The organism is Shewanella psychropiezotolerans, from assembly GCF_007197555.1.
In the GTDB taxonomy this organism is placed as follows: Bacteria; Pseudomonadota; Gammaproteobacteria; order Enterobacterales; family Shewanellaceae; genus Shewanella; species Shewanella psychropiezotolerans.
Map to the genome: position 1 here is coordinate 5,244,491 of NZ_CP041614.1, position 19,377 is coordinate 5,263,867.

The window sequence follows — 19,377 nt, forward strand, 5'->3', positions numbered from 1 at the left end:
ATTAAATGATGGGTCGACTTCTAAAGTAGAGCAAACCAGGCATGGCTAAGCCTACCGATAAGGCACCAAGAATAAACACAGTTTTTAAGCCATTACTGATCACCTGAGATGTGAGTTCTGGACTGATCTCAGATTGTGCCGTCAGCTGAACCAGAGCGATAACGGTATTGAACGCATAGGTTCCAGGTATCATAGGAATAATCGCTGCGACCGCGTACATGAGAGGCGGTGCCTGATGACGTTTGGCAAAGCCTATCGTGATAAGTCCCACAAGACCCGCTGCCGCAAATGTCGCCCACTCTATGGGCAAACCGATATGAAGTAATAAGGTTCTGCTACTGTGGCCTATAGCTCCCGCTAACGCACAATAGGGAAGGAATCGTTTGGGGACATTAAATACCATGGCGAAACCTATAGCTGGTATCGCCGAAAACAGCGCATCATTAAGCAAAGACAAAACGAGTTCAATGATTTGTTCCATCAGAGAAATAACCCACCGAGTTGCATCGCCATCGTGATACCTATCACTGACGAGACGGTCAATAGTGTCGCGTGCCCCCATCTTGAAATACCGACATTAAGATGACCCTTAACCATATCGGAAATCGAATTGATCATGGGAAATCCTGGTACTAACATAAGCACACTCGCAGCCATTGGCAGTTTTGGGGTTTCAGTAAAGGGGATTTGATAGCCAAGCTGGGCAATTAACGTTATCACGAAAGCCGTTACGGCAAAGTTTATCAATAAATTGTAATGATGTTTAGCAATAGAAAGCCTGACAAACATGCCCACCGAAGACGCACAAAATGTCAGTATCGATGCGGCAAGATCACCACCGAACAGATGACAGAAGCTTGCGCATGACAAGCCAATCATAGGCACTAGGTAACGTTTGGGGTAGGTTCGAGGCTGAATACGGGAAACCCGTTTCCTGACTTCATTAAGGCCATATATGCCTTTCTCAGTGAGTAAACAGATTCTCTGCAGTTCACAGATAATGGTCATATTAATACCATGCTCACGGGTGCGTCGCGTGGTAGTGATACAGCGACCATGGACTAGGCTGGTTAATACTAGGGAGTTTGAAGAGATCGATATTTCGACACTGGCGAGACCCAATGCATAGCCCAAGCGCTGACTGATCTCTTCAACCAGTTCAGAATCAGCGCCATAGGCTAGTAGGAGTTGAGCAACCCGGACAACTTGCCGGGTTATTTCATTTTGAGTATCTGCGTACACATCAATCCCGAAGAATATAAACTCAAAATGGTGCTCCGATTTACACTAAAAGCAGTAAAGACTTACCTTTGATAGATCACTTTGACATCGTAATCGTCGTCATCGAAATCGTCATCTAAGTCATCACTAACGAAGTTTTCATTTAGCTCATCACTATCTTTATGATAGTTATCCCACTTAAATTCAACTTCTTGATCTTTATCGACCACCTCTTCTGCAGGAAGGGCGTCAATGAAATCGATAAGCTTGAGGCTTAAAGCTTCTGTACCTTCACGATTATAAGCCGAGATGGTGAAGACTTCACCCTCCCACTTAAGCTCTTTCACTATGTGGGCAACACGTTCTTTTAGCTCTTCTTCAAGCAGCAGATCTATCTTATTGATCACCAACCATCTAGGCTTGCCGGCAAGCTCGGGAGAGTGCTTCTCGAGTTCACCAACAATTGCACGCGCCGACTCAACAGGGTCGCTGCCATCGATAGGCTCAATGTCAATAAGGTGAAGCAGCACACGACAACGTTCTAAGTGTTTCAAGAAACGAACACCAAGTCCGGCACCATCGGCAGCACCTTCGATCAGACCAGGAATATCGGCAATCACGAAACTCTGACCATGTCTGGGATTAACAACCCCTAAGTTAGGCACAAGCGTGGTAAACGGATAGTCGGCCACCTTAGGTCTAGCTTTGGAGACAGAACGAATAAAGGTCGACTTACCCGCATTAGGCATGCCTAACAGACCCACATCGGCTAACAACATAAGCTCAAGTTTAAGACTACGTACTTCGCCTGGTGTGCCCAAAGTTTTCTGCCTTGGCGCTCGGTTAGTACTACTCTTGAAGCGAGTATTACCCAGACCGTGGAAACCACCTTTGGCAACTAACATTTTCTTGCCGTGAGCAGTCAGATCACCGAGAGACTCTTGAGTCTCTTCATCGATAGCTCGAGTTCCAACAGGTACTTTAAGCACCAAGTCTTCACCACCATGACCAGTACAATCACGTCCACGACCATTTTTTCCACGCTCAGCGCGATGAAAGCGCTCAAACTGGAAATCGATTAATGTGTTGAAGCTTTCATCTGCTTGCAGATAAACATCACCACCATCACCACCATCGCCGCCATCTGGGCCACCATCGGGTACATATTTTTCGCGTCTGAAACTAACGCAACCACTACCACCATCACCAGCTTCAACTCTGATCACAGCTTCATCGACAAACTTCATATCTACTCCTGGCACCACAGATTAAACGAATTATACTCGTTTCTGCTTGGGGTCGCCAAAACAATTCTTAAATATCTAAAACAATAAAGCCCCACCAAAGGCGGGGCTTTCATAAGCAATCTTAGCCGAAGCTAAAGATTAGCCTTCGATGCTAATGAACTTACGGCTCTTAGGACCTTTAACTTCGAACTTAACTTTACCGTCAGTCAAAGCGAATAGAGTATGGTCACGACCAATACCTACGTTAACACCAGCGTGGAATTTAGTACCACGTTGACGAACGATGATGTTACCAGCAAGAACTGATTCACCACCAAAACGCTTTACACCAAGACGTTTACTTTCTGAATCGCGGCCGTTACGAGTAGAACCGCCAGCTTTTTTATGTGCCATGAGTTAGACTCCTAATTAAGCGTTGATAGCTGTAATTTTAACTTCGGTGAACCACTGACGGTGGCCCATTTTTTTGTCGTGATGCTTACGACGACGGAACTTAACGATAGTAACTTTATCGTGACGACCGTGGCTGATAACTTCAGCAACAACCTTTCCACCTTCGACTAAAGGTGCACCAATGTGTACAGTCTCACCGTCGGCAACCAAAAGAACTTGGTCAAATTCAACAGTATCGCCTGTAGCGACTTCTAATTTTTCTAGACGTAATGTATGGCCTTCAGCAACACGATGCTGCTTACCACCACTTTGAAAAACAGCGTACATAGCTATTTTACTCCGGTATTCTAACACGCCTGCTCAATTTGTTGAGACGGGGGTGTTATAAAAGCTTTAATGACAATGGTGGCGGATTTTACGCTAAGAAGCGTAAGCTGACAAGCCCTAATCACTAAAGAATAAAAAAAGATCGGAATTACCCACACAATTTACCTCAAGTGCTGTCTTATGGCGCTTTTTTAGGTAGAATCCCATGATTATAACATTAAGCATTAATTTTGGGTCGGCAGATACTTTTCGACCCCACGAAACCAGAGCCTATTTATGGATTTGAACGCCATCCGTCAGTTAGCTGATAGCGACATGCAAGACGTCAACAAGCTTATATATGCACAACTGGAATCTGATGTTGCCCTGATCAATCAGTTAGGCTTCTACATTATTAATGGTGGCGGTAAACGCATGCGTCCATTACTCTCCATTTTGGCAGCTCGTGCGATTGACTACCAAGGAGAGGCTCATCTTAAGCTAGCCGCTATCATTGAGTTTATTCATACCGCATCGCTTCTACATGATGATGTAGTAGACGAGTCCATGCTACGTAGAGGAAGAGAGACGGCCAATGCCCTGTTTGGTAACAGTGCCAGCGTGTTAGTCGGTGACTTCCTTTACACTCGTTCATTCCAGATGATGACTGAATTAGGCAGCATGAAGGTATTAGAGATGCTTGCCGACGCAACCAACGTACTGGCTGAAGGGGAAGTGCTGCAGTTAATGAACTGTAACGATCCTGACACCAGTGAAGCAAGCTATATGCGGGTTATCTATTGTAAGACTGCCAAACTGTTTGAAGCCGCGACTCGACTCGCTGGCGTGCTGGCAGACAGCCCTATAGAAATACAGACTGCACTGGCGAATTACGGTAAGTACTTAGGCACCGCATTCCAGTTAACCGATGATCTACTCGACTATACGGCCGATACCGAAGAGTTAGGTAAGAACATAGGCGATGACCTTGCAGAGGGAAAACCTACCCTACCGCTTATTTATGCGATAGCTAATGGTACCGAGAAAGAACAAGCATTAATTCGTAAGGCCGTCGAACTCGGTGATGGAACTCAGAACATCGAAGAGATCCTCACAGCCCTAAAAAACTGTGGTGCATTGGAATATACCTTAAATAGAGCCTTAGAAGAGTCTGATAAGGCCATAGAAGCGTTAGCTTGCATTCCTGATAGCAATTACAAGCAAGCCCTCATCTCTCTGGCTAAAATTGCGGTTGAGAGAAGCCACTAGAATCGATTAGCGGGAAGTTATCTTTAATACGATAGGCCCTAGTGCAGTTTGATATAAGATTCTGTTTACTATAGAACACGGTTTTAGACAATCAGAACCTGAATCATCTTAGCTAAAATGAGCGATCAAAAAAGGAGCCCTAGAGCTCCTTTTTTATTAGGTTTAACGCCAAATAAGCTTACTTAACAAATTCGACACCTAAAGTGATATCTGCTTTTAATGTATCTAGCATAGCATCACGAGCATTAGCTTCGAACTCACTCACGTCACCGTAAGCCAGTACTTTTTCTACGCCGTTCTTACCCAATAGAATTGGCTGAGCGAAGAATGCTGCATGCTCACTGCCACCATCGACATAGGCACACTCAACAACATTCTCTTCACCCTGAAGACCACGAACCAAAGATAGACCGAAGCGACATGCAGCCTGGCCCATAGAGAGTGTCGCGCTGCCGCCACCGGCTTTAGCTTCAACCACTTCGGTACCCGCATTCTGGATACGAGTCGTCATTGCGGCAACTTCTTCATCTGTAAAGCTTACGCCTTCTACCTGAGACAGTAGTGGAAGAATCGTCACACCACTGTGGCCACCGATAACACTTACTTTAACATCGGCAACGTCTAGTCCTTTCGCTTCGGCGATAAAGGTCTCAGAACGAATAACGTCCAGTGTAGTTATACCGAATAAACGATTCTTGTCATAAACACCGGCAGCTTTTAACACCTCAGCGGCGATGGCGACTGTCGTGTTGACTGGGTTAGTGATAATACCAATCAAGGCTTTTGGACAAGTTACGGCACATTTCTCCATCAGGTTTCTCACGATACCTGCGTTGATGTTAAACAGATCTGAACGATCCATGCCCGGCTTACGTGCAACACCAGCAGAAATAAGCACCACATCGGCACCTTCCAGTGCAGCAGATGGATCTTGACCGGCAAAGCCTTTAACTTCGACTGCTGTCGGGATATGGCTTAAATCGACCGCAACACCAGGTGTTACAGGAGCAATATCATAAAGGGATATTTTTGAACCGGCTGGCAATTGCGTTTTTAGTAATAAGGCAAGAGCCTGGCCAATACCACCAGCGGCACCAAGTACAGCAACTTTCATAGTTATCTCCGTCAATTCTTGGATATTTGTGATATAGATCTATCTTTCCAGATGGCGCAACATTACTGGAATAATGAATAAATTTCAATTATCCCTTAGTCTTGATTAGATTTAATTTCTAATTGCCATCAAGAAAACGTCTAAAATGGTGAGCTATACAGGCATTAACCTGCACGATCCGAGCTAAACCGATCGACTTCCGCTCTACAGCTTAGCCCAACTCCGGCTATATTATACTAGATAACAAATCTCCCCCTTGATAACTTGCATTTTTATTCAATTTACTCGGGTATTTGTTGACAAAAAAGCCTGAAATATTCAAAATAGAGAAGATTTTTGAATAAAAGAACACAAAAACTATGCAAGCAAATAAAAATCAAGACGAACTTGTTAAGACCTTTAAGTCGATTTTGAAAGAGGAGCGTTTTGGCTCCCAAAGTGAAATTGTTATCGCCCTTCAAGCCGAAGGCTACAGCAACATCAATCAGTCGAAAGTCTCCAGAATGCTGAGCAAGTTTGGTGCGGTGCGAACCCGAAATGCCAAGCAGGAGATGGTCTACTGCTTACCCGCTGAACTGGGTGTTCCCACAGCCGGGAGCCCGCTAAAGAACCTGGTACTGGATGTTGATCATAACCAAGCCATGATAGTCGTCAGAACAAGTCCCGGAGCGGCCCAGCTAATTGCACGCTTGCTGGACTCTATAGGTAAGCCAGAGGGCATTTTGGGCACCATTGCCGGCGATGATACCATCTTCATTACACCAGCTGATATAGACGAGATAAGCAGGACCTTGAATACGGTTAAATCTCTGTTTAACTACACGGATTAAGCAAGTTCCCGAAGGAAAATGTGAGATTCCAGGCCTCGGAAGACCATGAATTCCATCATAGAAAAAGAGACGCTTATGGCGTCTCTTTTCATTTCATTATTAAAAATAAACACACCCCGTGCACAACTAACTCACCCTCCCCCAGATTGACAGATCCCTCAATGCTCGAATACCTGTCTTTTGCTCACAGTAAATATAATTAACCGCAGAAGATATTCAATATATTGAATCACACTTTAATTCGTGCGAGAGTTAGTCAGACTATAGTAGAGTGGCAGCTTCGGGCTAAGGATGTATGATGACAATAAATAAAATAATTAAAGTCGATGATGTTTGTTGGGAGTCCTGGCAACATTCAGAACAATATACCAGCCAACAGAAACATATCGGCGATGCTGCAGGATGCGAAAAAATAGGTGTGACCATGGAGCGCCTCGCCCCAGGGAAATTATCAACCGTAGCTCACTATCACACCAAGGAAGAGGAGCACCTTTACGCCTTAGAAGGCGAAGCCACTTTGCTCATAGATGGCGAGCCTCATCCCTTTAAAAAAGGCGACTATATCTGCTTCAATGCCGATACAGCCATAGCTCACACCCTCAGAAATGATTCAGACAAGGAGTTTGTATTTCTGGTCATAGGCAACCGGGATAAGCACGACGTGGTGGTCTATCCGGAAAATAACAAGGTCTTGGTCCGGGCAGTCGATGAGATCTATGCCAAACGTCCAACCAATTACTGGGATGCAGATACCCAAGAGTGATCGGGTTCATCCACACTATAAAAAACACATCTAAGAGTTTAATGCCGATCACTTAATGTGTTTCGGTTTTAAACCTCTGTCACCTTTGGCTCTGGTGACTATCCCCCTAAGTGCTCAACCCCGGAATTTAAACAAGACACCACAGGCAAACTTGCCTTGGCCATGGCCGAGATCCGCTTGTCGACGAACTGCAGTATTACAGCCCCCAAACATAAAGAAAATCAGCACGCTTGAGTCATACCTTTCGCAGCAGTCTTAATTGCACTATCCCACTCTCAAGTTGATTAACAGTAAATATGGTTTCCTAGCCCCAACGAAAATTGAGTATCAAATTCACACCTTCAGCAGGGTCAATAAGTGAGCTTTATTTAGTATGTGTCTATACTCAAGGAAAAATAGTCCAAGCCTATCTTGGTTTAACACCGACTCTCACAGGCTAACAGGTACAAGCGAGCTACCTCGGCCACATCATATAAAAGGATATTGTCATGCTCAATCTATCCCTCAAGGCAAGATTGCTTGGCAATACTGCCATAGTTATTGGCCTGTTAATTCTCAGCTCCGGCTACGCAATCTACAGCATGAACCAGATAGGCAGAGAATTAGAGAGTGTGGCCGAAATAGATATTCCGCTCACGCAGAAGCTCGCCGCCATCACCACCCATCAGCTTGAACAGGCTATTCAATTCGAACGAAGCCTGCATTTCGGCACCACTATGAAGCAGGAGCCAGATAACCGAGGGCATTTTAACACGGCAATTCATCATTTCGATGCCATCACACCTAAAATAGAAGCCGAAATCCTCGAAGCCGAGGCCATGGCGAGCACGGCCATGGAAGGAGCAACACCGGCCGTTTACACCGAGTTTAAGTCGGTGCTCACGGCGTTAAAGCAAATTGAGGTCGAGCACAAAGGTTTTGTCGAACATGTGCATCAGGTATTTGTACTACTACAGACGGGCAAGCTACATGAAGCAGAGATAATGGCCCAAAAAGTTGAACACGAAGAAGATCAACTCGATGAGGAACTGAAAACATTATTACATGAACTGGGTAGGTTTACCGAAGCCAGCGCCCGACATGCTGAGGACTATGAACACCAGGCTATCTGGGTGTTAAGCTTACTGGCTGGCGCCAGTATTATCATAGGTCTAATAACCAGTTGGATCACTACCAACATGGTCATTAACGGGATCAAGCAAGCAACCAATATGGCAGAGGGAGACATCAACCACCAAATTGAAGTCACCAGCAAGGATGAAATAGGAGAGCTGTTAACAGCCATGAATGAGATGCGCCTTCGTCTGGTCAATATGATCAATCACATTTCAGATACTACGGCACAGCTTTCGGCCGCATCGGAGCAGCTCGCCGATGTCTCTCAACAAACCAGTCGAGTTATCAATGAGCAACGCAAAGAGACCGAGATCGTCGCCACCGCCATGAATCAATTAACCGTGACATCTCAAGAGGTCGCCTCGAATCTGGCTCATACGGCCGACTCCACCACCGAGGCCAATAAGCAGACCAATGATGGTGCTCAGATCGTGCAACAGGCTGTGATACAGATAGATGAGTTAGCTAAACAGATAGATCTTTCGGTGCAGGCAATTGCAGAGGTCGATCAACAGAGTTCAGCCATCACCACAGTTCTGGATGTGATCAAGGGTATTGCCGAGCAGACTAATTTACTGGCATTAAATGCCGCTATCGAGGCCGCTCGGGCTGGAGAGCAAGGACGAGGTTTTGCCGTTGTGGCCGACGAAGTACGCACCTTGGCCGGTCGAACTCAGCAATCTACCCAAGAAATCAATGCCATAATAGATAAACTTCAAACAGGATCGAGTAAAGCTGTAGCAGTCATGGAGCAAAGCCGTGAGCAGTCTCAGGCAGCGGTGGAATACTCCACCCGCTCGGGGGTCGCACTGACCAAGATAGCCGAGGCCATAGACTCCATTCACCAAATGAATGTTCAAATAGCCTCTGCCGCCGATGAGCAGAGTGCGGTTTCTCAGGATGTAGATCAGAATATTACCAAGATCCACACTATGTCTATCGAGTTAGCTACGGGCGCCGAAAAACATTCCCAAGCGGGTCTAAGCTTATCGAAGATGAGTGGCGAACTAGAAGAGATGGTGAAGCAGTTTCAACAGGGACGCTGAACAGTGTGCAGTTAGGCGCTAGTGCATCATGGCCCAAACGACAGCCTTTTGTAAAACAGATTCAAGGAGCCATAATAGTTCAGCTATATAGAGCTTATCGTTATGTCCCTCCACTCCCTCCGCCATGATGTCCGCCATTACCGTTACCACACACGTGAACATTTTCTGTCCTCCGGCACTAGCAGATTCGACACTGATAGAGCCAGCGTCCTTAAACATTTGAAAATCACCACTGCTGAAGTTATCAGATATAGGGTCATCAACATGGCCTAAGCAGCTATAGCCAATTCGGTAATCTCCTTCTGGCAGCTAGCCCATTGAAAAACCAATTACCATCACTGTCTTGCATCATACGAGTAACCGCTAACGGAGCTGTCATGTTATCTGGCGGGGTTGCCCCCATATCTGCCATATCTGCCATATGTTCCAAACGGGTGACATTATTTAGATATAGGTAAGCTAAATGGCTGAATTGGCCGCCGATAGGTGCTTCATCTGCATGAGCCGCTTCACAATCAGCAATCCACTGAGCGTCGATCTCTCCAAGCAGATGTCCCATATAACGGTTGTCTACCGACCACATGCCGTCATGATGAAGCTGATACTCACCTTGCTCATGTGAGAGGCCACGATATAGATCGATCTCTAACGTCATAGAGTGATGTTGACCAGCGACAATTTCAAAGTCTTCGACAGGTAAGTGACCATAGGTAATATGTAAACCATGGCGACCTTGGCCGTTTTCCACATAGCAACCTGGGTTACCGTCACCCTCAACGACATTGATATGAACATCCTGGTAGTGCCCCTCTGGTAATTCAATATCTGAAACGACCATGTGGCTGTTTGCCCCCTGATAGTCAAGAAGGTTGAATGTCATTCCCCCTAAGTCGTACCTATGAACATCACCAGACGAGCCAGTCATAACAAGTTCACTCATTACCATGACAACATGAGAAATCCCAGCCATTGGAGAGTCAGAAACAGCTAACGAAAACTGACCATTAGATGATTCAGGGACGGGCTCAAGTGATGAGGCAGTATCAAGATTGTCATCTCCACATGCCGTAATCAACAGCGATGCAAATAAGAGTATTGCAGTTTTGTATGCTTTCATAGGGTCCCCACCATCCATCGCGCTTTCCCTAATAACACTGCTATATAGGTACCATCGATCATAAGGGTCGTCCAAGTTCAAAACAAACAATATGAAAAGTAGACCGAGATCACAGGTTGAACATAAAAACAACGGTTTCATTAAACTTGTGGCTAAGCGTAAACTAGCTCATAAGCAAATAGTGACCGATATCGAATATGAGTGGCACAGCCTCGATATTGCATAAAGAACAAATTAAACAGTAAGAAATTGATTTAAATCAATATTATAATTAATCGATCTTTTCTCATTCTTTGTGATGAGAATATATTCTAAAACTCACCCCATCATTTAGATGCAATCTTGGCCAGCACTGCTAATTACTTTTTCGGTACTCCAAATGAAAAAATTAAAAATAACTCTGTACAATTTTTGATTATAAGGTAGTATTTGCCTCGCTCAGCTGTTTAGAGTTATTAGTGATAAAATAAGTAAAAAGTTAACCTTAGATTTCTTCGTTATTGTTGTTATCCTCAGTTTCCCTTATCTTCATCGTCACATTCAATAATTCAATTTCAGCACATCGCATACTGCGATATTTTTTATGAATTTAACTATAAGGGACACATCATGTCTAATTCAACAACTGGTCTAGTAAAATGGTTTAACGAAGAGAAAGGTTTTGGTTTCATTACTCAAGACAATGGCGGCGCTGACGTATTCGTTCACTTCCGTTCAATCACTTCTGACGGCTTCAAGACTTTAGCTGAAGGCCAGAAAGTATCTTTCGAAGTAGAGCAAGGTCAAAAAGGCCTTCAAGCAGCTAACGTAGTTGCGCTTTAACTTTGTAAGTTGACGTAAATGGTTTTATGACCATTTACGTCATATTTAAAGCAATTTTCAATTCTATTTTAATACAAGTTTATACCGTATCTGCGAAAACATTAACATTCCAATCATCTGCTTCTTTGTATATGTCGTTACGTTTATCATTCAGTTCGTTACATAACTATAAATATTTAAAGCTTAAGGCTAATTTTAAGTTTGTACTTCTAGTGCATTGATCCTGCTTATAAAAAAGCAAGCCAAAAAATATCATGCGCAGTAGCTCAGACACGATTTAGGTATCAATATTGGTTCAACACCAAGCAAGCCAGCGGCTCCCTCCCCAATAAACAAAAAGGTAATCAATGACAGTAAACTTCAATATTTTTAAAGGTAAAATTTCTTGGAACGCACTAATCCATCAGTTAAATAGTGATGTATTACTACGTCATATTTTAATGAAAGGTAATATAGACAACAGAAATATAGACTTGTCCTATTGTGATGAAACCTGCCAGGGTAAGATCATTAATAGTGAAAATCAGCTTATCGGTAACTTTTGGATTTCCTTCTAGCACCATGAATCTGTTTTATTGAAAACGATTCACGCCTGTGAACAGCTATCACTTCGATTAACCGACCAGACTAACAGTTCCGCCCACATTATGAGTGTTAGAACCAATCGAGAGCAGTGGCTATCACAGTATCTCAATCCGAATCACTGCGATAGCTTCTATGCTGTTAGACCTTAGGTGATAAACCTACTGTATTTAATTTTATATTTTTAATTAATGTCCTAGGTAATCCGTCTAGGTAAAATCATCTGTGGATGGCATAATCATTTACGCTACAGTTATCTCGCCATAGTGATTAAACTATGACACTTTAAACACGCTTTATGCTGCCTTTCAGTACGAGAAAAATAACAATGCCATCCATTTAGTTTCAATTTAAATATCTTTCATTAATTCGATAATTCCATCCTTGATATCACCATCGATATGACTCAAGAACTCATCAACTTTTATCTTCTCCTGTTCTTTAATAAAGTCTAAATCGGCTTTGAAAGGCGTGCCATCAAAGTACTTAGCTTCTGTGCCCGCTCCATCGGGGAGCCATGGTCCGCATCTATGGATTCGCGCCACCTCTGTGCATGAGTTCGCCATTCTTCGGTATTAACTAACTCAGGCTGGGTAAACCAGACATTCCAGGTCAGCACATTACCGAGTTGTAACATGTTACCGGCTCCCAAGTTAAACACATCCATGATCAAGCTATTGAACGCATCGACAACCGGATATCCGGTCTTTATATTAGAGCCAATTTGCACTCCCAGACTTCCAACAGACCAGGCTTGTGGGTGCTTGGCAAAATCCGGAATATCAAAACCAGTACTTTCACCCTTCATTAGAGGAAAAACCGGCTGTTCATGCTCATCGACCTTGTGGGTGTAAACAACTATCGCCTTAGATTTATCAGAGGGAAAGGGCTGCTTACTCTTTTCAAAGTGGTCCCATAACAACTTAACGATTGGGTTTTGCATCGCACTGGGACTAAACCAGATCTTGCCTACAACACTCAAATCGGCTGCTAGCTCCCGATTTGTCTCATCGACCCAGCCTCTTTGTCCAGTAACCGTGACTTCGACATTCAAAGTGCCTAGAGATGGTGAGCTGATACCTTGCTGAGGACAGATGATAGAGTAAACTCTTCCTGCATCCGTATAACCCAATCTGGAAATATCGGGAGCGAACATTTGAAAACAGCGCTTAGGATCGGCAGCGCCCTTGTCTGTCTCCCAACTAAATTCAGGCCATTGTACTGCTTGCTGACGCTGAAGAAGATCGATATTTGCCATGTTATCTAGCATAGGCAATGAAGTGAGATTAGGTGTTGGGTAAGCAAAATCTGGGTTTGATTCGGCGAAGCCACCCTGCCATCCAGCTACGCCGTCAGTATATTTTTTTAATTCCATTTAATGTTCCTTCCTTTGTGAATGATTAACCTATCAGATTAGTTCACGGATAAGTATTACACTTAATGACGAAAAAGCATTTAATAAAAAATTAAATAAAATTTCAGAGCATTATTAACTTATAAAGCCCCTTCTCATTGTTCGTCACTTATTATTCACACACACTATTGACAACGCTGTCATTCAACGGGTAAGTTAATTGGCGCTAGAGGATAATGGAGTACCTTTAGGAGTAACTATTTATAAAAACTATAGAACTCGGTAATTTAAAGGAATAACAAAATGAAAACATCAACATTAATCGCAGCAAGCATTTTGTGCGCATCGACACTAGTTGCAGGTGTTGCAACAGCCAGTGATTGGTGGCGCACTGTATCTGTAACGGCATCCCAAGGTGTGCCTGCAGACCATAATCAAGTCTGCGCTAATGCCTCTAATCAACTTAGAGCACAATATTCAGATATAACTGCTATCAAAACCAGAATCAGCTTTGATCAGTATTCAGGAACCCTTTACTGCACGGCGACAGGCCAAACCCAGCAGTAATACTAACGATAGAGTCAGTAGGTTAAATATAAAATAGGCGCCATCAACTGAGTGCTGACGCCTTATAAACCTAAAATGATGTACTTTTGTCACTTCGCCATTAAAGCATATCGCCTGGAGAGCTTAATATAGAGAAACAGTGACAGGAAAATCACACTGCCACCCAGCGCCTTTTGTAATTCCAGCGTCTCATCCAACATAGTGACACTCAGCATCATGGTCCATATTGGCTCTAAAATCATGATTAAAGCTGCAGTTTCCATCTTTACAGAATATTGCCCCATAGTTTGTAGCAAATAACGTATTGAAGTCGCCAAAATAGTAGAAATAACAAACCAGAATATTAAGTTACTACTAAATTCAAAAGCATAATCTTGAGTAAAGCCAACATAACCTACACCCACAATACCTACCGTAAATAGCTGCAAGCATATTGAAACTAACGGAGTGATTTGGTTGCTAATTTTCTTATTCAGCACAAAGTGAATAGAAAGAAGTACCGCTGCAAGCAGAAAATAGAGTTGGCTGGTATCGACTTGCCAGCCATTGCCTAACGTCAGCAACATCATCCCCATCATACTTACAGGTAAGGCTAACCAAAATGCTTTGTTCGGTTTTACTTGGAAAAGCATCCATGAGGTCACTGGGGCAATGATCATAGCTAAGCTCATGATAAACGCCCCTTCAGACAGGCTGCTGCTAATGGACACGGCATAGACCCAAACTTGCAATGCAAGCCCAAGAAAGACACCGACACCACAGGCCAAGAGAACCTGCTTAAGTCTTAACTTCACGACATGCTTATAGCAGAACGGTAGTAAAACCAGACTGGCAAGCAGGAACCTTATCGCAATAAACGCCTCACCAGGCATCTCCAAAACCACTAACTTAGACGCAATCCAACCTAGTGCAGCCAGTAAGGTGGCTATAAATAGGTACAACTCTGCACGCATCAACGACTCTCTTCTCATTGTTCCAGCTTATAATCACACTGCAGGGTGAACCTCCCAGCATGCATCAAGCGAAATAATACAGACTCAGATCAGGCTCAAGTTCTGTACTGAAAAACAAAAAGCAACCACACGCGATTGCGAGGTCGCTCTCTCTAATATCGAGCCGATCTTAGCCTACCTTTGCTGGTATAACTACAGGCAGGTTCACAATAAAAACTAGAATTGATTTACTACTGATGCTTTTCAGTTTCCCCTGTAACCAGAATAAAGGTCAGGTACATTTTGGTTGGTAAAGACAACGCCATGCCGAAGGCCACACACATAGCACTAATCATGATGCCTGTTACGCCCATAGTTTCGATCATCTCGTTGAAATTATGCAAGTATATTCCAAGCAAAATTAAACAAATACCAACAGTGATACTGCTTTTTAGGATTAAAATCAGCTTATCATCTGTCACTATTGACCCACCTTTATCAGCACCATGTTCGACTAATATATTGAACCAATCAGCCTTATTTCGCTTTGATTAAGATCAAAAGAAGAGTCGCAGCTAAATGGGAACTAGCCCGCTAACGAGCGTGGGTGGCAACGTTAAGTTATAAAGTTGAAGTATGGAATTACCAAGAGTCGGCATGGAAGCGTGCTGTTCTGGCTTCAGCCGTGGTGCAATCGGTTATGTGTATCAATTCTGCCAAGGTGATGTTGGGGTTGAAAGTAATCATACGAGCGAGCTTTGTCTCTAAAGGTTCTAGCTTGTCTGTATGATCAAGTAAAGCTGTTTCAATCTTTTGAATAAGATAACGAAAACCACCACCATTTTCCGTTTTCAATCCTGCTGAATACGATTGAATCTTGATAGCTTCACCAGAGACAGCCCAATTTCTAGAACGACGCACACGCTTAAGCTCGCAGTGATATTGCAATGCAATGTCTTTGGCTTGTTTAACTTCTTCCCTTCCTATTCGATGAATAAGGGAGGGAAGTGAGATGAGGATGTCTTCATTCATAGGTGCACTTTGTTCATGGTTTATTTGAGGAGGTTAACTTTGAGCCAAAACATTCTCACACCATAGAGTGGAGCACGACTTAAGCAATTGACTAATATCAAGCTTACATACTATTATCACACTCTTTCTGACGAAAAGTCCCCCCTAATTTCACTGTGATGATACTGCTACCTGTTAATGTTTAAGTAATGACAATAAAAAGGAGTGGTCTTAACCACTCCTTCTACAATAGCATCGCCTGTAATTAGGCTTCTATTATATTATTCACATTCATAGCTTTACGTTTAAACCTAGCCTTAAGCTTGCTCTTAATCAGCAATGGCTTTCTCTGCTTCTTCTTTAATAGAACATGGCAAAGCTCAGTGATTAAACCAAATGCCATCGCAAAATAGACATAACCTTTATTAACATGCAAACCAAAACCTTCCACTATCAAGAGCCCACCTAATAACACCAAGAACAGTAATGCCAAGGTTTTAAGGCCTGGATAAACTAAAATCAGCTGAGTGATCTTACCGGCAATCAAAACCATCACTACCGCAGAAGATAAGATGGCCGCAACCATAATAGGCACTTCACTTGTTAGCCCCACAGCAGTGATCACTGAATCCATCGAAAACACCGCATCGACTGCGATAATCTGCAATAAAATGACGACTAAGCCTGTTTTAGCATAATTAGATTGATTCACTTCAGTATGACTAATTAACCAAGACCAAAGCTCCTTTAAGCTTTTGAGTAGTAAAAATAGACCACCAAATATCAGAATTAAATCGCTACCGGTAAAAGCCATGTCAGCAATTGAAAATAGCGGCTTAGTGAGTGTCATTATCCAGGAAATTGAGAAAACCAGGCCGATACGAGAAATAACGGCTAAAGAGATACCTAAGTTTCGCGCCAACTTGCGCTTTTCGTGCGGTAGGCGCTCACAAAGCACCGAAATAAATACCAGATTATCGACGCCTAAGACTATTTCCAACGCAAATAATGTTGCAAATATAATCCAAGTTTCAGGCAATAAGAAGAGTTCTAACATTATGATTTAAGCTCCATGTAAAGACAGCTTAATAACAGTGTCAGTCGACTTCGTGGGTCATCCATTTTAATTTTAAAACCTATAAGTAATTGATGTGCTGAAATTAGAACATCAATATTCGCACCTGACAATAGAGCAAATCCATTCAGTTATACGCTTTATAGCATCTTATACACAAATCGCAGCTCACGACCCAAAAAACCAAACAAATAAACTTTATTTACAATAAGATACAGCATCATTAAATTTAGATAACTAGCAGATTAACTTACGTTTAGGATAAGTTTACATATAAATTTATACATTTAAGACAAGAAAAAATAGTAGCGTAGCAATACACTTCCAATAACATGGATGGTACCGTTAATCACTCTTCTTAACGGTACCACCCATGATATGAGTGTTAATTGACTAACTGTTCAGGGGTTTGATAGCTAATATGTTGATGGAACCGCACAATGAGTTCTTCGCGTGATTTATCTAAGCCTAATTCAGACGTAAGGCTCTTTAACGCATCTTCAACTCGATTCAAATAACGGCCAAGACCGCCATCCTTACAGTCTTTTACTCCTGCGGCTATAGTAAAACTCACCGTTTCGACTAAGTGGTTACCGTCCCAATGACGAATAAATTGTTGCTCTTCTAAATTGGGGTCAAAGCCGAGCATTTGTACTTCGTCTGTACCCTCAACTTGATCGTATTTACTGTTGCGTACAAGTGGTGTTAGCCCATTCGCCACCATAGCAATCCGCTTAAGTTGTTTGGCTGATGTAGCTTGGATAAATGCATCCTCTAGCTTCTGATACAGTGGCGTAAAGTCATTGGTATGTTCTGACAATATCGCTTGTTTGAGCTTACGACTGAGAGGTAGTTTTACCGTAACATAGCATAATGAACCATGTCCTTCTGGGAGCGGACATTTTCTTGCTTTATATCTGTCACTGATTGTTCTTAGTTTGTATCCATAACTCTCTTTGTTGCCTTTAGCTTTGGCGAACAGATCATAAGAAAGATGTTGATGATCACGGATTTTGATTGTGAGATCTTTTTCTGGCAATTGAGGCATCAGTTTCGCGAGGAAAGACTGCACTTTTATATGAAAATTAGCTGAGTTAATGCGAATGTCTTCACCCGTCGCTAAGAATACAATCCTTATTTTGCGTGCTCGGTAATCATCCTTACTATGGAGACTTTGCGCTACATGATACTCAGGATTATAGAAAAATATGATCTGTTCTGCAGTTGGGAAGCAATACGCTTCAGTGTGAAAACGCACTACGGGTAACTTATCGTTAGTGATCACATGCACGTTATATAACTCTTCTTGCTCGGCAAGATTGAAAATAGCCTGACTAAACGTCTGATAACACGTGTTGTGATCGGGGTAATGGGCCAACAACGCATCCGTTACTTTGATTTCTGCAGTGATGTATTGATTACTTCTAACGTCCTTGGGGATGTACACTTTTTGCTGATGGCTAAGGGACATATATATTCCTTGTGATAAGTGAACCATGTGCAGCTTGGTGCTAATGCTAGCAATAAGCTGTTACGAAAATTTGTTAAGAGAGCCCTGCGATAAAACATGCTTTTACCAGCTGCAATATTATATCCTTCGATTATGATTTGTTTATTAAAATCAATATGCAAAAAAATCAAGTTAATAAACAAGCCCCTCTTAAAATTATAAGTACACTTATATCATGAATTAGAAAATACTTAACTAGGTCTCGATTTTTATCTCATACGTCCTTGTATTGGAAAAGTAGCTAAAAGCTCCATTGCTTGCAAATTACAATACTCAAGAGATTGATTTATTTCATCTAAGCTAATATCCAGATCATCCAAAACAAGCTGGTTGATTAACGCCTCCTTGGTATATACCCCAGGTTCGGCATTAATTACCGCTAAACGCGAAGCCATATAAAGCAATTTGCTATTGGCAGCGAGTGGGGCAAGCTCTACGCGATTGAACTCTGCAATGGGCTGTATGATGGTGTCCGGTAAGTTCCACAGCTTTAACAACTCGGTGGTGCAATCGGCGAAGGTAAAACCAAATAACTCTCTCTGGCGAAGCCAAGGTGTTTCATCGCTATCATAGCCCTCACAATATCTGACTCTATCTGGCTCACTGTGGACAATGGCTAACATCCCCAAATTATGAAATAGCCCGGACAAAAAGATGCTGTCAGTATTGAGGATTTGCTTATTTTTTGAAAAGTACTGGCAAATCAAGGCGCAATCTACGCTTATCTCCCAAAATTTATCCATATCTGCGACTTTAGGATCAATGCTAGAAAATGCCGCGGTAACACCATAAGCATTCACCAGCTTTTTTACCTCCCCTATACCAAGTAAGACTAATGCTTTAGAAAGGTTGTCTATCTTTCTTGGCATACTGAACATAGCACTATTGGCTATTTTTAAAATCGATGCGGCAATAGCTGGCTCATAGGCAATGGCACCTGCCAACTCCTCCATGCTACAACTATCACTCGATAACATTCGGTTCAATGTCATATAAACATCAGATAGCACACATAATTCTTGCGCTTGCTTGGCGTAATCAAGAGGTGACTTTGACATTAGATTCAACTGGTACGGATAGGGTAGTACTAATAATAGTTAAC

At 42.7% G+C, this 19,377-nt stretch carries 21 protein-coding genes; 6 read left to right on the top strand and 15 right to left on the bottom strand.

All coding sequences use genetic code 11. The annotated features are described in order from the left end of the window. Window position 1: 1 nt before the first annotated feature. The 5 genes from FM037_RS23000 to rplU all read right to left on the bottom strand — a co-directional run bounded on the left by FM037_RS23000 (window position 2) and on the right by rplU (window position 3,188). A complete protein-coding gene (locus tag FM037_RS23000; protein WP_152829616.1) occupies window positions 2–481 on the bottom strand; it encodes a threonine/serine exporter family protein in 480 nt (159 codons plus the stop codon). Further along, entirely contained in the window at window positions 481–1,242 is a 762-nt protein-coding gene (locus tag FM037_RS23005) for a threonine/serine exporter family protein (protein WP_144047925.1), read from the bottom strand. Before FM037_RS23005 ends, FM037_RS23000 begins: the two co-directional genes overlap by 1 nt. Window positions 1,243–1,304: 62 nt before the next feature. Continuing rightward, a complete protein-coding gene (gene cgtA / locus FM037_RS23010) occupies window positions 1,305–2,468 on the bottom strand; it encodes an Obg family GTPase CgtA (RefSeq protein WP_144047926.1) in 1,164 nt (387 codons plus the stop codon). A 138-nt stretch (window positions 2,469–2,606) separates the two neighbouring features. Further along, window positions 2,607–2,861, bottom strand: a complete 255-nt coding sequence (gene rpmA, locus FM037_RS23015) for a 50S ribosomal protein L27 (protein ID WP_077752966.1) — start codon at window positions 2,859–2,861, stop codon at window positions 2,607–2,609. Between the two features lie 15 nt (window positions 2,862–2,876). Beyond that, the gene (gene rplU, locus FM037_RS23020; RefSeq protein ID WP_005497144.1) at window positions 2,877–3,188 is read right to left on the bottom strand and encodes a 50S ribosomal protein L21; all 312 of its coding nucleotides are present in this window, start codon (window positions 3,186–3,188) and stop codon (window positions 2,877–2,879) included. Between the two features lie 276 nt (window positions 3,189–3,464). On the opposite strand from rplU, the gene ispB reads away from it, so the two are divergent. Next, complete coding sequence (ispB, locus tag FM037_RS23025) at window positions 3,465–4,436, top strand: octaprenyl diphosphate synthase (protein ID WP_144047927.1); 972 nt, start codon at window positions 3,465–3,467, stop codon at window positions 4,434–4,436. Between the two features lie 178 nt (window positions 4,437–4,614). Here ispB and mdh read toward each other — a convergent pair whose 3' ends face one another. Next, window positions 4,615–5,550, bottom strand: a complete 936-nt coding sequence (mdh, locus tag FM037_RS23030; RefSeq protein WP_144047928.1) for a malate dehydrogenase — start codon at window positions 5,548–5,550, stop codon at window positions 4,615–4,617. Window positions 5,551–5,909: 359 nt separating this feature from the next. On the opposite strand from mdh, the gene argR reads away from it, so the two are divergent. From argR to FM037_RS23045, 3 genes are all read left to right on the top strand, one after another. Continuing rightward, on the top strand, window positions 5,910–6,380 hold the full coding sequence (gene argR, locus FM037_RS23035) for a transcriptional regulator ArgR (protein ID WP_144047929.1): 471 nt from the start codon (window positions 5,910–5,912) through the stop codon (window positions 6,378–6,380). A gap of 295 nt (window positions 6,381–6,675) precedes the next feature. After that, window positions 6,676–7,143: a cupin domain-containing protein gene (locus FM037_RS23040; protein ID WP_227992748.1), complete on the top strand. Its 468-nt coding sequence runs from the start codon at window positions 6,676–6,678 to the stop codon at window positions 7,141–7,143. Window positions 7,144–7,631: 488 nt separating this feature from the next. Next, on the top strand, window positions 7,632–9,305 hold the full coding sequence (locus FM037_RS23045) for a methyl-accepting chemotaxis protein (protein ID WP_185976888.1): 1,674 nt from the start codon (window positions 7,632–7,634) through the stop codon (window positions 9,303–9,305). 18 nt (window positions 9,306–9,323) lie between these two features. Here the strand turns inward: FM037_RS23045 and FM037_RS29765 are convergent, their stop codons facing one another. Further along, window positions 9,324–9,524, bottom strand: coding sequence for a hypothetical protein (locus FM037_RS29765; RefSeq protein WP_229380992.1), 201 nt, complete (start codon window positions 9,522–9,524; stop codon window positions 9,324–9,326). A 58-nt stretch (window positions 9,525–9,582) separates the two neighbouring features. Further along, window positions 9,583–10,422, bottom strand: coding sequence for a DUF4382 domain-containing protein (locus FM037_RS23050; protein WP_227992750.1), 840 nt, complete (start codon window positions 10,420–10,422; stop codon window positions 9,583–9,585). Window positions 10,423–11,031: 609 nt separating this feature from the next. Between FM037_RS23050 and cspE the strand changes: the two genes are divergently transcribed. Then, a complete protein-coding gene (gene cspE / locus FM037_RS23055; RefSeq protein ID WP_005497134.1) occupies window positions 11,032–11,244 on the top strand; it encodes a transcription antiterminator/RNA stability regulator CspE in 213 nt (70 codons plus the stop codon). Between the two features lie 1,033 nt (window positions 11,245–12,277). Here the strand turns inward: cspE and FM037_RS23065 are convergent. Next, the gene (locus tag FM037_RS23065) at window positions 12,278–13,201 is read right to left on the bottom strand and encodes a hypothetical protein (protein WP_221937442.1); all 924 of its coding nucleotides are present in this window, start codon (window positions 13,199–13,201) and stop codon (window positions 12,278–12,280) included. Window positions 13,202–13,483: 282 nt separating this feature from the next. Here FM037_RS23065 and FM037_RS23070 point away from each other — a divergent pair, with 282 nt between their 5' ends. Then, window positions 13,484–13,747 carry a hypothetical protein gene (locus FM037_RS23070; protein WP_144047931.1) on the top strand — a complete coding sequence of 88 codons (264 nt, stop codon included), beginning with the start codon at window positions 13,484–13,486 and terminating at the stop codon, window positions 13,745–13,747. An 89-nt stretch (window positions 13,748–13,836) separates the two neighbouring features. Here the strand turns inward: FM037_RS23070 and FM037_RS23075 are convergent, their stop codons facing one another. The 6 genes from FM037_RS23075 to FM037_RS23100 all read right to left on the bottom strand — a co-directional run bounded on the left by FM037_RS23075 (window position 13,837) and on the right by FM037_RS23100 (window position 19,333). Continuing rightward, window positions 13,837–14,718, bottom strand: coding sequence for a DMT family transporter (locus FM037_RS23075; RefSeq protein ID WP_227992751.1), 882 nt, complete (start codon window positions 14,716–14,718; stop codon window positions 13,837–13,839). A gap of 212 nt (window positions 14,719–14,930) precedes the next feature. Next, window positions 14,931–15,161: a hypothetical protein gene (locus tag FM037_RS23080; RefSeq protein WP_144047932.1), complete on the bottom strand. Its 231-nt coding sequence runs from the start codon at window positions 15,159–15,161 to the stop codon at window positions 14,931–14,933. Between the two features lie 160 nt (window positions 15,162–15,321). After that, complete coding sequence (locus FM037_RS23085) at window positions 15,322–15,711, bottom strand: ribosome recycling factor family protein (RefSeq protein ID WP_144047933.1); 390 nt, start codon at window positions 15,709–15,711, stop codon at window positions 15,322–15,324. Window positions 15,712–15,955: 244 nt separating this feature from the next. Next, complete coding sequence (locus FM037_RS23090; protein ID WP_144047934.1) at window positions 15,956–16,747, bottom strand: TerC family protein; 792 nt, start codon at window positions 16,745–16,747, stop codon at window positions 15,956–15,958. Window positions 16,748–17,150: 403 nt separating this feature from the next. Beyond that, window positions 17,151–18,236 carry a DUF3083 family protein gene (locus FM037_RS23095; protein WP_144047935.1) on the bottom strand — a complete coding sequence of 362 codons (1,086 nt, stop codon included), beginning with the start codon at window positions 18,234–18,236 and terminating at the stop codon, window positions 17,151–17,153. A 248-nt stretch (window positions 18,237–18,484) separates the two neighbouring features. Then, the gene (locus tag FM037_RS23100) at window positions 18,485–19,333 is read right to left on the bottom strand and encodes an HDOD domain-containing protein (protein WP_144047936.1); all 849 of its coding nucleotides are present in this window, start codon (window positions 19,331–19,333) and stop codon (window positions 18,485–18,487) included. Window positions 19,334–19,377 lie beyond the last annotated feature (44 nt).